Source organism: Streptococcus oralis (genome assembly GCF_001579525.1).
In the GTDB taxonomy this organism is placed as follows: Bacteria; Bacillota; Bacilli; order Lactobacillales; family Streptococcaceae; genus Streptococcus; species Streptococcus oralis_M.
This window is the reverse complement of record NZ_KQ970790.1, coordinates 83,215-97,651: the sequence shown is the minus strand read 5'-3', so window position 1 is coordinate 97,651 and position 14,437 is coordinate 83,215. Positions and strand designations below refer to the sequence as shown.

Here is a 14,437-nt window from a genome sequence, read left to right as displayed (position 1 = left end):
ATAAAAGAAAACGTTTGCGTTTTCTAAATAAATTATACTGTTATTCTTTAGGAGGAATACACTATGTCATCTAAATTCATGAAGAGTGCTGCTGTGCTCGGAACTGCTACTCTCGCTAGCTTGCTCTTGGTAGCTTGCGGAAGCAAATCTGCTGACAAAGCAGCTGATTCTGGTTCATCTGAAGCAATGGAAGCAAAAGAACTCACTGTATATGTAGACGAGGGATACAAGAGCTATATTGAAGAGGTTGCTAAAGCTTATGAAAAAGATTCTGGAGTAAAAGTTACTGTTAAAACTGGTGATGCGCTAGGAGGTCTTGATAAACTTTCCCTTGACAACCAATCTGGTAATGTCCCTGATGTTATGATGGCACCATACGATCGTGTGGGTAGCCTGGGTTCTGACGGACAACTTTCAGAAGTGAAATTGAGCGATGGTGCTAAAACAGACGACACAACTAAATCTCTTGTAACGTCTGCTAATGGTAAAGTTTACGGTGCTCCTGCCGTTATCGAGTCACTCGTTATGTACTACAACAAAGACTTGATAAAAGAAGCTCCAAAAACTTTTGCTGATTTAGAAAACCTTGCTAAAGATAGCAAATATGCATTCGCTGGTGAAGACGGCAAAACTACTGCCTTCCTAGCTGACTGGACAAACTTCTACTACGCTTACGGACTTCTTGCCGGTAATGGTGGTTATGTATTTGGCCAAAACGGTAAAGATCCTAAAGATATCGGACTTGCAAACGACGGAGCAATCAAAGGTATCGAATATGCTAAATCTTGGTATGAAAAATGGCCTAAAGGTATGCAAGATACTGAAGGTGCTCCAAACTTAATCCAAACTCATTTCCAAGAAGGTAAAACAGCTGCTATCATCGACGGACCTTGGAAAGCTCAAGCCTTTAAAGATGCTAAAGTAAACTACGGAGTTGCGACTATCCCAACTCTTCCAAATGGAAAAGAATATACTCCATTCGGTGGTGGTAAAGCTTGGGTCATTCCTCAAGCCGTTAAGAACCTTGAAGCTTCTCAAAAATTTGTAGACTTCCTTGTTTCAACTGAACAACAAAAAGTATTATATGATAAGACTAACGAAATCCCAGCTAATACTGAGGCTCGTTCATACGCTGAAGGTAAAAACGATGAGTTGACAACAGCTGTTATCAAACAGTTCAAGAACACTCAACCACTACCAAACATCTCTCAAATGTCTGCAGTTTGGGATCCAGCGAAAAATATGCTCTTTGATGCTGTAAGTGGTCAAAAAGATGCTAAAACAGCTGCTAACGATGCTGTAACATTGATCAAAGAAACAATCAAACAAAAATTTGGTGAATAAAAAATTTGTTCAAGGGGGGTGGAATTCAAATCCCCCTTTGAATTTATCAATCAAAAACATATATAATTTAGGTTTTAATTAGAAACCAGTATCCTATGAAAGGAGTTATTATGGAAAAGCAACAGCCTAGTAAAGCAGCCCTGCTGTCTATCATTCCTGGGTTAGGACAGATTTACAATAAACAAAAAGCCAAAGGTTTTATCTTCCTTGGTGTAACTCTTGTATTTGTCCTCTACTTCCTAGCACTTGCAGCACCTGAATTGAGCAATCTCATCACTCTTGGTGATAAACCAGGTCGTGATAATTCCCTATTTATGCTGATTCGTGGTGCCTTCCATTTAATCTTTGTAGTCGTTTATGTACTCTTTTATTTCGCAAATATTAAAGATGCACATACGACTGCTAAACGTATCAATAACGGTATTCCTGTGGCTCGTACCTTCAAGGACTTGATTAAAGGAATTTATGAGAATGGTTTCCCTTACCTCTTGATCATTCCATCTTACGTTGCCATGACCTTCGCCATTATCTTCCCAGTTATCGTAACCTTGATGATTGCCTTTACCAACTATGACTTCCAACACTTACCACCAAATAAATTGTTGGACTGGGTTGGTTTGACGAACTTCACAAACATCTGGAGCTTGAGTACCTTCCGTTCAGCCTTTGGTTCCGTTCTTTCTTGGACCATTATCTGGGCTTTAGCTGCTTCTACTTTGCAGATTGTTATTGGTATCTTTACAGCAATCATTGCCAATCAACCATTTATCAAAGGAAAACGTATCTTTGGTGTTATTTTCCTTCTTCCTTGGGCAGTTCCAGCCTTCATCACTATCTTGACATTCTCAAATATGTTTAATGATAGTGTCGGTGCTATCAACACCCAAGTCTTGCCTCTTTTGTCTAAGGTTCTTCCTTTCCTAGATGGAGCTCTTATCCCTTGGAAAACAGACCCAACTTGGACTAAGATTGCCTTGATTATGATGCAAGGTTGGCTAGGATTCCCATACATTTACGTTTTGACCTTGGGTATCTTGCAGTCTATTCCTAACGACCTCTACGAAGCGGCTTACATCGATGGTGCTAATGCTTGGCAAAAATTCCGCAACATCACTTTCCCAATGATTTTGGCTGTTGCAGCTCCAACATTGATCAGCCAATACACCTTCAACTTTAACAACTTCTCTATCATGTATCTCTTTAATGGTGGAGGTCCTGGTACTGTCGGAGGCGGAGCCGGTTCAACTGATATCTTGATTTCATGGATTTACCGTTTGACAACAGGTACATCTCCTCAATACTCTATGGCGGCAGCTGTTACCTTAATTATCTCAATCATTGTCATCTCTATCTCTATGATCGCATTCAAGAAACTACACGCATTTGATATGGAGGACGTCTAAGATGAATAACTCAATCAAACTCAAACGTAGACTGACTCAAACCCTCACTTACCTCTACTTGATTGGCCTATCAATCGTGATTATCTATCCACTTTTGATTACTATCATGTCAGCCTTTAAAGCAGGTAACGTCGCAGCCTTTAAACTCGATACCAACATCGACTTCAATTTTGATAACTTTAAAGGACTCTTTACTGAAACCTTATACGGCACTTGGTATCTCAATACCTTGATTATCGCCTTGATTACCATGGTTGTTCAAACAAGTATCATCGTACTTGCTGGTTATGCCTACAGCCGATACAACTTCTTGGCTCGTAAGCAAAGTTTGGTCTTCTTCTTAATCATCCAAATGGTACCAACCATGGCCGCCTTGACTGCCTTCTTCGTTATGGCACTTATGTTGAACGCCCTTAACCATAGCTGGTTCCTCATCTTCCTCTACGTCGGTGGAGGTATTCCGATGAATGCTTGGCTCATGAAAGGTTACTTTGATACCGTGCCAATGTCTCTTGACGAATCAGCAAAACTTGATGGTGCAGGACACTTCCGTCGCTTCTGGCAAATCGTCCTCCCTCTTGTTCGCCCAATGGTTGCGGTACAAGCCCTCTGGGCCTTCATGGGACCTTTCGGAGACTATATCCTCTCTAGTTTCTTGCTTCGTGAGAAAGAATACTTTACAGTTGCCGTTGGTCTCCAAACCTTCGTCAACAATGTGAAGAACTTGAAGATTGCCTACTTCTCAGCAGGTGCTATCCTCATCGCTCTTCCAATCTGTACACTCTTCTTCTTCTTACAAAAGAACTTTGTTTCAGGACTTACAAGTGGTGGCGACAAGGGATAATTTATCCCCGCCACCCTTTTTTCATTTTGGAGCTTGTTGCTAAAGCTGCAGGATTGGACACAAGATCGCAAATAGTAGCAAAATCCGCTTTTCAATCAGCAATTTATCTACTAGACTTGAAATAAAGCACATTTCTCTATATAATAATACTCATATAGAAAACACTTTTAGAAAGATGCCTATGCTTCCATATCCATTCTCGTATTTCTCTAGTATCTGGGGATTTCGTAAGCCCCTATCAAAACGTTTCGGTCTCAACTGGTTTCAGCTTCTCTTTACGAGCATTTTCCTCATCAGCTTGTCTATGGTTCCGATTGCCATTCAAAACAGCTCTCAGGAGACGTATCCACTGGATACCTTTATCGATAATGTCTACACTCCACTGACAGATGAAGCGATCATGGACTTGTCAGAGAATGCACAAATCGTTGATGGAAAGCTGAACTACTCAGGCACTAAGAATCAGCAGCCTTCTCTTTTGATTGGCCCAAGCCAAAGCAAAGAATTGCCAAAGGACCTGCAACTTCATTTTGATACGGAAGAACTCATCATCAGCAAGGAAAGCAAGGAACTGACTCGCATTCGCTACCACGTGATTCAAACGGAGAGTTTCCAGAGTAAGGAAGATCTAACCCAGGCCATTTCTAAAGATTGGTACCAACAAAATCGGGTCTATATCAGTCTCTTTCTCGTTCTTGGTGCTAGCTTCCTCTTTGGATTGAATTTCTTCATTGTCTCTCTTGGAGCTAGTCTTCTCCTTTATATCACCAAAAAATCACGCCTCTTTTCATTTAGGACCTTTAAAGAGTGCTACCATTTTATCTTGAACTGTTTAGGATTACCCACTCTGATTACGCTTATTTTGGGACTTTTTGGCCAAAATATGACAACTCTTATCACTGTACAAAACATTCTTTTTGTTCTGTATCTGGTCACTATTTTTTACAAGACACATTTCCGTGATCCAGATTATCATAAATAGGAGATTTTTATGCCCGTGACGATTAAAGATGTGGCTAAAGTAGCAGGTGTCTCACCTTCAACTGTTACCCGCGTCATTCAAAATAAATCAACGATTAGTGATGAAACCAAAAAACGAGTTCGCAAGGCTATGGAGGAGCTCAACTACCATCCCAATCTCAATGCTCGTAGCTTGGTAAGTAGCTATACTCAGGTTATCGGCTTGGTGCTCCCTGATGACTCGGATGCCTTTTACCAAAATCCTTTCTTCCCATCTGTCCTTCGTGGTATCGCCCAAGTCGCGTCTGAAAACCACTACGCTATTCAGATTGCAACAGGAAAAGATGAGAAAGAACGTCTTAATGCAATTTCTCAGATGGTTTATGGCAAGCGTGTTGACGGTTTGATTTTCCTCTACGCTGAGGAAGAGGATCCTCTGGTCAAACTAGTAGCCGATGAGCAGTTCCCTTTCCTCATTCTCGGAAAATCTACTTCACCCTTTATCCCTCTTGTTGATAATGACAATGTACAGGCGGGCTTTGATGCGACAGAGTATTTCATCAAAAAAGGATGCAAACGAATTGCCTTCATCGGGGGGACAAAGCGACTCTTCGTAACGCAAGATCGTCTAACTGGCTATGAGTCCGCACTCAAACAACACCAACTTCCGATTGATACTAACTTAACCTACTTTGCAACCGAATTTCTAGAAGAAAAAGGGTATCAATTCAGTGAACTCCTGTTCAATCACGATCCACAGATTGACGCTATTATCACAACCGATAGTCTCCTTGCAGAAGGGGTTTGTGACTACATCAGTAAGCATCAGCTAAAAGTTCCTGTCTTGAGTTTCGACTCTGTCAATCCTCGACTTGATCTTGTAGCTTATGTGGATATCAATAGTCTGGAACTTGGGCGCGTTTCCTTTGAAACCATTCTCCAGATCATCAACGATGCTAAAAACAATAAACAGATTTGTTACCGCCAGTTGATTGGACACAAAATTATCGAAAAATAAAGACCAGCCCCAAGGCTGGTCTTTTGAGTATTATTAATTGTCTGTTTCTACGAATCGTCCTAGGATGTGGACATTTTCGGATACAGAGACAAAGGCTGTCGGATCGACCTGTTTCATGATGTGTTTAAAATCATTAAACTCTGCTCGTGTGATAACTGTAATCAAGACTGCTTTTCTCTCATGATTATAGGTTCCTTCTGCATCGTGGATCATGGTTGCTCCGCGGTGCAATTTTTTATGGATTTTTGCGATTACCTTGTCAGGATTATTGGTCACAATCATGGCCTGCATGCGTTTTTGCTTGGTAAAGACCGCGTCTGTCACACGGCTTGATACAAAGATGGTAATCATGGAGTAGAGGGCGTATTTCCAACCAAAGGTCAGGCCTGCTATCAGCATGATGGTTCCATTTACCAAGAAAGAAATACTGCCGACATTCTTGCCCGTTTTCTTTCGAATGGTCAGACTGACGATATCTGTACCTCCGCTAGAAATATTGTTACGGAGCGCAAAACCAATTCCCAAGCCCATGACAACTCCCCCAAAAAGGGCATTGATGATGGGATCCTCTGTCAAGGTCACAACTGGCACAAGCTGGATAAAGAGGGAACTCATGGATACTGTGATAAAGGTAAAGATTGTAAACTTATGCCCAATCTGATACCAAGCCAAAATCATCAACGGAAAATTGATAGCATAAAAGGTTAGCGATATCGGAATGTAAAAACCAAACCAGTGATTACTCAAGGCAGAGATAATCTGTGCCAGACCCGTCGCACCACTGGAGTAAACGTGTCCTGGTTGAAAAAAGAAATTGACTGCTACCGCTGACAAAAATCCATAGACCAGAGAAGCCGAGATTTTCTCATCATATTTTTCCCGAGAGATACTTTGTAAAACTCGTAAGATTTTTATCTGATAAGCAAAGCGGCGCAGATAATAGCGCCACCGCTTAATTTGTTTTGCTTGTTTCATCTTCTTCTACTTGTAAGCTGAGTTCCTCTAATTGTTTGAGAGCGACTGTTGATGGAGCTTGTGTCATTGGGTCGGTTGCCTTGTTGTTCTTAGGGAAGGCAATGACTTCGCGGATATTTTCTTCTCCTGCTAAGAGCATCACAAAACGGTCAAGTCCGATAGCCAAACCACCGTGTGGTGGGAAACCATAGTCCATAGCCTCAAGAAGGAAACCAAACTGGTCATTTGCTTCTTCAGCCGAGAAACCAAGAGCCTTAAACATGCGTTCTTGAAGGTCTTTTTGGTTGATACGAAGACTACCACCACCAAGCTCATAGCCGTTCAAGACGATATCGTAGGCAATGGCACGAACCTTAGCCAAATCACCTTCAAGCTCATGAGCAGTATCTGCTTGAGGAAGGGTAAATGGATGATGGGCGCTCATGTAGCGACCTTCTTCTTCAGACCATTCAAACATTGGCCAGTCAACTACCCAAAGGAAATTGAATTTATCGTTATCAATCAAGCCCAGCTCTTTGGCGATACGGCCACGAAGGGCGCCTAGTGTTGCATTGGCTACCTCAAGCGTATCTGCCACAAAGAGAACCAAGTCCTTATCTTCAAGATCAAGCGCTGCAGTCAATTCTGCTTGGATCCCAGTCAAGAACTTGGCAACTGGTCCGTTTAATTCTCCATCCACAACCTTGACCCAAGCAAGACCTTTGGCACCGTACTGTCTGGCTACTTCAGTCATCTTGTCAATGTCTTTACGTGAGTAGTTATCCGCAGCTCCTTTGACCACAATGGCTTTAACAGCAGGTGCTTCTGAGAAGACTTTAAAATCAACACCCTTGACCACTTCTGTCAAGTCCTGAAGCAACATGTCAAAACGAGTATCTGGCTTATCAGAACCATAGAGAGACATCGCGTCATCATACTTCATACGAGGGAATGGAAGCGTCACGTCAATGCCTTTGGTTTCTTTCATCACGCGCGCAATCAAGCCTTCTGTGATATCTTGAATCTCTTGCTCCGTAAGGAAAGACGTTTCTAAGTCGACCTGAGTAAACTCAGGCTGACGGTCACCACGCAAGTCCTCGTCACGGAAACATTTGACGATTTGGTAGTAACGGTCAAACCCAGCATTCATCAAGAGCTGTTTAGTGATTTGTGGGCTCTGAGGAAGAGCGTAGAAATGCCCTTTATTGACACGAGATGGCACCAAATAGTCACGCGCCCCTTCTGGCGTTGACTTAGAAAGGAATGGTGTCTCCACATCGATAAACTCCAACTCATCCAAGTAGTTACGGATAGAGTGGGTCACCTTGGCACGAAGCTTAAGGTTTTCTAGCATTTCTGGACGACGAAGATCAAGGTAACGGTAACGCAAACGTGTATCATCGTTTACCTCAATCCCATCCTTAATCTCAAAAGGCGTTGTTTTGGCTGTATTAAGCACCGTCAAAGCTGTCACGTTCAATTCAACCGCACCAGTCGGCAATTTATCATTGGCTTGCTCACGCGCAGCGACTTGCCCAGTCACCTCGATGACAAATTCGCTACGAAGGCTTTCAGCTGTTGCCATGACCTCTGCAGATACTTTTTCAGGGTTGATAACCAACTGCATGATCCCTTCACGGTCACGAAGGTCGATAAAGATCAAACCACCTAGGTCACGACGACGACCAACCCATCCTTTCAAAGTAATTTCTTGTCCGATATGTTCCTCACGAACACGACCAGCATACATACTACGTTTCATGTTTTCTCTCCTCTTTTATTCTGTTACTATTTTACCATAAAAGCGCAGGCACTTCATGAAAATCAGCAGAAAAGTTTGATTGTCTTTAGAAATCAAAACGAACAGACAAAAAATCCAATGAAAACGTCATCGGATTCTCTGATTATGATTCTTAACCTTTTTTACGCTTTTCAGCAATCTCAGCTGCCTTTTTAGGTAGAACAATCTCCGTCGCATAAGCCGAAGCAAAACGCAAGACACCTGCAATAGGCGCAAAGACAACTGCTAGATAGTTGTAAAAGAAATCGCCTTTAAAGGCATAGGCAAGTGCCCCGATGATAAAGAAGAGAACGACCGCCTGTATCACTGCTAATAAAATTACTCGTTTCATGTGACCTCCTGACTCTATTATAGCATGAGTATCATCAAAAAGCCGATTAAATTATTCAAAGCGTGGAGAGAAATGCTGTAAAGAAGACCTTTTCGGCTCACATAAGCCAGTCCCAAACTCAATCCCAGACTGGCATAAACTAAAAACTGTTGCAAAGTCCCTGGAAAATGAATCAAGGCAAAAAGCACACTTGATACGAGGAGAAACAGAGCTGTCTGTTTACTGTTGTTTTGCTTAGGAAAGAGATAACGCGCCAGCATCCCTCTAAAGATGAGTTCTTCCGTCAGAGGAGCAAAGACTACCACCATAAAGAAACCAAATACAGGCTGAGCAACTGTCAGTTGTGATACGATTTGTTGATTGACTGACGGATCTTCTGGCAAAAAGAACTGGGCTATAATCGCCACTAGCAAAACCAGAGTTGGCAACCAGATATAACGATTAAAAGCTGTTGTCTGGATGCTAACCTTTTCTGTCTGATACCATCTGTAAACTCCATAAACATAGGCTCCTGACAGGGCGATATAGAGTGGCAAGACTCCAAAGATCGAAGCCCCTAGGTCAAGCGCTGATAAAGCCATACTCTGAACCAGACCATAGCCAAAGAAAAAGGATAAAACAGCTAGAAGAAACCAGCCAAGATTTTTAAGTAATTTCATAAAAGACTCCTATTTGAAATGAAGACTTAGCATTGTTATTCGCATCATTTTGATAAAAATGTGGAATACAGTCGCAACTAAAAGGGATAATAAGCGAATTCCTCTTGCAAAAATAGAAACGGTAGTAATGATTTTATAAAGATATTTTGGAGCAAGCAAGAGCAATGTTGATCCCAGGAAAAAGAGAGTCAGGAGTAAGGTCCTGACCAGTTTTTCTACTATTAAAAGCCTAATTTTTCAAATATTTCTGAAAAGTTTTGGCTAATGGTCTCAAGTGATACTTGAACTTCTTCTCGAGTTTGGTTGTTCTTAACTGTCACTTGTCCGCTTTCAACTTCACTCTCGCCTAGAGTAATGAGAGTCTTAGCCGCAAAGACATCGGCTGACTTGAACTGAGCTTTGAGCTTCCGGTTGAGATAATCACGCTCTGCTTTGAATCCTTGTTGGCGAAGGGTTTGTACCAATTCCAAGGCCTTAACATTTGCTCCTTCACCCAAGACTGCGATATAAACATCTAGTGCATTTTCGATAGGGAGGGTTACACCTTGCTTTTCAAGGATGAGAAGCAGTCGCTCTACACCAAGTCCAAAACCAAATCCAGCAGTTTCAGGACCACCAAAGTAAGCAACCAAACCATCGTAACGACCACCCGCACAGACAGTCAATTCATTGCCCTCGATCTCAGTGATAAACTCGAAAATCGTGTGGTTGTAGTAGTCCAGACCGCGCACCATATTGGTATCGATGATATAGTCTACACCCAGATTTTCCAACATCTGACGGACGGCATCAAAGTGGGATTGGCTTTCTTCATCAAGGAAGTCCAAGATAGACGGCGCATTCTCTACTGCCACCTTGTCTTCTTTTTCCTTAGAGTCCAAGACACGGAGAGGGTTTTCCTCCAAGCGACGTTGGCTATCCTTAGACAAGGTCTCCTTGAGCGGTGTCAAATAGTCAATTAAGGCCTGACGATAAGCAGCACGGCTCTCAGGATTTCCGAGAGTGTTAAGGTGCAGTTTCACATCTTTAATGCCAATCTCTTTCAAGAAATGGGCTGCCATAGCGATGGTTTCCACATCGGTAGCTGGATTGCTTGAGCCAAAACACTCAACACCGATCTGGTGGAACTGGCGCAAACGACCTGCTTGCGGACGCTCATAACGGAACATAGGTCCCATGTAATAGAACTTACTTGGCTTTTGCACTTCTGGAGCAAAGAGTTTATTTTCCACATAGGAACGGACAACGGGCGCAGTTCCTTCAGGACGAAGAGTGATATGGCGGTCACCCTTGTCATAGAAATCGTACATTTCCTTGGTTACGATATCCGTTGTATCTCCGACAGAGCGACTGATGACCTCGTAATGCTCAAAAATAGGTGTACGCACTTCTGCATAGTTATAGCGCTTGAAAATCTCACGGGCAAAGCCCTCAACGTACTGCCACTTGGCAGACTCAGCAGGTAGAATATCCTGTGTTCCTTTTGGTTTTTGTAATTTCATAGGGAATCCTCTTTAAACTTAATAGTCTTATTTTACCATAAATAGAGGGATTAAAACAGTAAGAGTAGAAAATCTCAAGAGAGTCTTTTTCAGAAAATTCATCAAAAACTTGCTAAATTGTCAGAATTATGAGAAAATAGAGGATATTTATCACGTGGAGGGACTGTTATGAGAGACGATATCAAAATCAATGACCGCGCTTTGGCCTTACAAGACCAAATTATCGAAAAACTAGAGAAGGTTTTTGATACAGATGTGGAATTGGATGTGTACAATCTAGGGTTGATTTATGAAATCAATCTGGATGAAACGGGTCTCTGTAAGATTGTCATGACCTTCACCGATACTGCCTGTGATTGTGCCGAAAGTTTGCCTATCGAAATCGTCGCAGGTCTAAAACAAATCGAGGGTATCGAGGACGTCAAGGTTGAAGTTACCTGGTCGCCTGCCTGGAAGATCACACGAATCAGCCGCTACGGCCGTATTGCCCTTGGACTGCCACCTCGTTAATTAGGCAAATCACTTTTGAAGATGAAAAGAAGCAAGCCGAAAATGGCTTGCTTTTTGATACTCAATGAAAATCAAAGAGCAAACTAGGAAACTAGGCGCAGGTTGCTCAAAACAGCGTTTTAAGGTTGTGGATAGAACTGACGAAGTCAGTAACCATACCTACGGCAAGGCGACGTTGACGTGGTTTGAATTTGATTTTCGAAGAGTATGAGTTTATTTTTTACCTGACTTGTCCATATTCCAGAAGTCTGTCACGGCTCCGCGTGAAGCAGATGATACGATATGGGCATATTTACCGAGAACACCACGGCTGTAAAGTGGTGGCAAGGTTGTTTCTGCCTTGCGTTTTTCAAGTTCTTCTTCGGATACGGCCATGGAAATTTCTTTGGTATCTTGGTCAACCGTAACGATATCGCCAGTACGAAGGTAGGCAATCGGTCCACCATCCTGAGCTTCAGGAGCGATATGTCCAACAACCAGACCATAAGTACCACCAGAGAAACGGCCGTCTGTCAAGAGGGCAACCTTGTCTCCTTGACCTTTACCAACGATCATTGATGAAAGTGATAGCATCTCAGGCATACCAGGACCACCCTTAGGTCCCACGAAACGAACAACGACAACATCACCATCAACAATTTCATCTGTCAGAACGGCCCGAATCGCATCTTCTTCTGAGTCAAAGACCTTAGCAGGTCCAACGTGACGACGCACTTTCACACCTGATACTTTAGCAACCGCACCGTCAGGGGCAAGGTTCCCGTTCAAGATGATAAGCGGACCGTCTGCACGTTTTGGATTTTCAAGTGGCATAATGACTTTTTGGCCTGGTGTAAGGTCTGCAAAGTCAGCCAAGTTTTCAGCGACTGTCTTACCAGTACATGTGATACGGTCGCCATGAAGGAAACCATTTGCCAAGAGATATTTCATAACCGCTGGCACACCACCGACTTCGTAGAGGTCTTGGAAGACATACTGACCAGATGGTTTCAAGTCGGCCAAGTGAGGCACACGTTCTTGGATTGTATTGAAGTCCTCAAGTGACAAGTCAACATTAGCCGCATGGGCAATGGCAAGTAAGTGAAGAGTGGCATTTGTAGAACCACCGAGAGCCATCGTTACAGTGATGGCATCTTCAAAAGCTTCACGAGTCAAGATATCTGATGGTTTGAGACCAAGCTCCAGCATCTTGACAACAGCTCGTCCTGCTGCTTCGATATCTTCTTTCTTGTCGGCTGATTCAGCTGGGTGAGATGAAGATCCTGGCAAACTCATCCCTAGAACTTCAATAGCAGTCGCCATGGTATTAGCTGTGTACATACCACCACAGCCACCAGGGCCAGGGCAGGCATTACATTCAAGACGCTTCACGTCCTCAGCTGTCATGTCACCGTGGTTCCATTTCCCGATCCCTTCAAAGACAGAAACCAAGTCAATGTCTTTGCCATCAAGATTTCCCGGTGCAATGGTCCCACCATAGGCGAAAATAGCTGGGATATCCATATTGGCAATGGCAATCATGGAACCAGGCATGTTCTTGTCACAACCACCGATAGCGACAAAGGCATCGACGTTGTGGCCCCCCATAGCAGCTTCGATAGAATCCGCAATAATATCACGAGATGTTAGAGAGAAGCGCATACCAGGCGTTCCCATGGCAATCCCGTCCGCTACGGTAATGGTCCCAAACTGAACAGGCCAAGCACCTGCCGATTTGACACCTTCTTTGGCCAATTTCCCAAAATCATGCAAATGAATGTTACATGGTGTATTTTCCGCCCAAGTCGAAATGACCCCAACAATCGGTGTCTCAAAGTCCTTATCTGTCATACCAGTCGCACGAAGCATAGCACGGTTTGGTGATTTAACCATACTGTCATAAATGCTACTGCGGTGACGTTTATCTAATTCAGTCATCTTATCCCTCCCATTTCAGTTTTTACTATTATAGCACATTTTAAAAGCAATGAACAGAAGAAAATTCTTGAATTTTCAGAAAATTCTATACAGTGATATTTTCTTTAAAAATGTTACATTTATTTCTTGACTTTACAAATTAAAGTGATATCATTTAGATATCACATAACAGGAGGTCATTCTTATGACTGAAAAACTAATCAATTCAAAACCAAATGGTGTATTCGCATTAATTCTCATTGAATTGACACTCGTACTTGGTATCTTTATATTTATAATGGGTGCTGGTTCGGAAAACGTTTTTGGAATTATTATCGGTCTTTTATTAATCTTAATTTCAGTTCTAGCTCATGCTGGTTTAAAAGTTGTCAAACCTCAAGAAGCTCTGGTTTTGACCCTCTTTGGTAATTATACAGGTACCATCAAAGAACCTGGTTTTTACTTTGTCAATCCTTTTAGCATAGCAGTCAACCCTGCAAACCACACTCGACTTGGTCAAAGTGGAGATGTTAGCACAAAATCTCCTTTTTCGGGAATGAAATCATCAAATGGCAATGATGTAAATCTTGAAATTGGCAAGAAACAGATTTCCCTCAAGGTTATGACCTTGAGCAATTCTCGCCAAAAAATCAATGATTGTCTAGGAAATCCCGTAGAAATCGGAATCGCGGTAACTTGGAGAGTTGTCGATACAGCCAAAGCAGTCTTCAACGTTGATAACTATAAAGAATATCTCTCATTGCAGTGTGATAGCGCCCTTCGTAATATTGTCCGCATTTATCCTTACGATGTGTCTCCTAATGTAGATACTACAGGTGATGGGCAAGCCGATGAAGGAAGCCTCCGCGGTTCTAGTGAGATTGTAGCTAACCGTATTCGTGAAGAGATTCAAAGTCGCGTAGAGGACGCTGGCTTGGAAATCCTTGAAGCACGTATTACTTACCTAGCTTATGCACCAGAAATTGCTGCTGTCATGCTTCAACGTCAACAAGCATCAGCTATTATTGATGCCCGTAAGATGATTGTAGAGGGCGCTGTGGGTATGGTTGAAATGGCACTAGAACGTCTCAATGAAGGAGAGTTGGTAGAACTTGACGAAGAACGAAAAGCTGCCATGGTTTCAAATCTCCTAGTCGTTCTCTGTGGCAATCATGATGCACAACCAATTGTCAACGCAGGAAGTCTTTACTAAAG

The 14,437-nt window shown here is 42.6% G+C and carries 13 protein-coding genes; 7 read left to right on the top strand and 6 right to left on the bottom strand.

Annotated features, from left to right (window positions below; all coding sequences use genetic code 11):
- The first annotated feature begins 63 nt into the window (after positions 1–63).
- The 5 genes from SORDD25_RS06335 (at position 64) to SORDD25_RS06315 (ending at position 5,569) form a co-directional block, all read left to right on the top strand.
- On the top strand, positions 64–1,344 hold the full coding sequence (locus tag SORDD25_RS06335; RefSeq protein WP_061853047.1) for a maltodextrin ABC transporter substrate-binding protein: 1,281 nt from the start codon (positions 64–66) through the stop codon (positions 1,342–1,344).
- 110 nt (positions 1,345–1,454) lie between these two features.
- Complete coding sequence (locus tag SORDD25_RS06330) at positions 1,455–2,747, top strand: carbohydrate ABC transporter permease (protein WP_061853046.1); 1,293 nt, start codon at positions 1,455–1,457, stop codon at positions 2,745–2,747.
- Position 2,748: 1 nt separating this feature from the next.
- Entirely contained in the window at positions 2,749–3,591 is an 843-nt protein-coding gene (locus tag SORDD25_RS06325; protein WP_061853045.1) for a sugar ABC transporter permease, read from the top strand.
- Between the two features lie 181 nt (positions 3,592–3,772).
- Positions 3,773–4,573, top strand: coding sequence for a DUF1189 domain-containing protein (locus tag SORDD25_RS06320; RefSeq protein ID WP_061853044.1), 801 nt, complete (start codon positions 3,773–3,775; stop codon positions 4,571–4,573).
- A gap of 9 nt (positions 4,574–4,582) precedes the next feature.
- Positions 4,583–5,569, top strand: coding sequence for a LacI family DNA-binding transcriptional regulator (locus SORDD25_RS06315; protein ID WP_061853043.1), 987 nt, complete (start codon positions 4,583–4,585; stop codon positions 5,567–5,569).
- Between the two features lie 33 nt (positions 5,570–5,602).
- Here the strand turns inward: SORDD25_RS06315 and SORDD25_RS06310 are convergent, their stop codons facing one another.
- The 5 genes from SORDD25_RS06310 to hisS form a co-directional block, all read right to left on the bottom strand.
- A complete protein-coding gene (locus SORDD25_RS06310) occupies positions 5,603–6,544 on the bottom strand; it encodes a YitT family protein (RefSeq protein ID WP_061853042.1) in 942 nt (313 codons plus the stop codon).
- Positions 6,522–8,285, bottom strand: coding sequence for an aspartate--tRNA ligase (gene aspS / locus SORDD25_RS06305; RefSeq protein WP_061853041.1), 1,764 nt, complete (start codon positions 8,283–8,285; stop codon positions 6,522–6,524). Before aspS ends, SORDD25_RS06310 begins: the two co-directional genes overlap by 23 nt.
- Before the next feature lie 151 nt (positions 8,286–8,436).
- Positions 8,437–8,655: a hypothetical protein gene (locus tag SORDD25_RS06300; protein ID WP_000832176.1), complete on the bottom strand. Its 219-nt coding sequence runs from the start codon at positions 8,653–8,655 to the stop codon at positions 8,437–8,439.
- Between the two features lie 17 nt (positions 8,656–8,672).
- On the bottom strand, positions 8,673–9,314 hold the full coding sequence (locus SORDD25_RS06295) for a CPBP family intramembrane glutamic endopeptidase (RefSeq protein ID WP_061853040.1): 642 nt from the start codon (positions 9,312–9,314) through the stop codon (positions 8,673–8,675).
- Positions 9,315–9,535: 221 nt separating this feature from the next.
- Positions 9,536–10,816 (bottom strand): histidine--tRNA ligase, encoded by a 1,281-nt coding sequence (hisS, locus tag SORDD25_RS06290; protein ID WP_061853039.1) that lies wholly within the window; start codon positions 10,814–10,816, stop codon positions 9,536–9,538.
- A gap of 168 nt (positions 10,817–10,984) precedes the next feature.
- Here hisS and SORDD25_RS06285 point away from each other — a divergent pair, with 168 nt between their 5' ends.
- Entirely contained in the window at positions 10,985–11,326 is a 342-nt protein-coding gene (locus tag SORDD25_RS06285; RefSeq protein ID WP_001204052.1) for a metal-sulfur cluster assembly factor, read from the top strand.
- 213 nt (positions 11,327–11,539) lie between these two features.
- Here the strand turns inward: SORDD25_RS06285 and ilvD are convergent, their stop codons facing one another.
- A complete protein-coding gene (ilvD, locus tag SORDD25_RS06275; RefSeq protein ID WP_061853037.1) occupies positions 11,540–13,243 on the bottom strand; it encodes a dihydroxy-acid dehydratase in 1,704 nt (567 codons plus the stop codon).
- A 184-nt stretch (positions 13,244–13,427) separates the two neighbouring features.
- Here ilvD and SORDD25_RS06270 point away from each other — a divergent pair, with 184 nt between their 5' ends.
- A complete protein-coding gene (locus tag SORDD25_RS06270; protein ID WP_061853036.1) occupies positions 13,428–14,435 on the top strand; it encodes an SPFH domain-containing protein in 1,008 nt (335 codons plus the stop codon).
- The last annotated feature ends 2 nt before the right edge of the window (positions 14,436–14,437 follow it).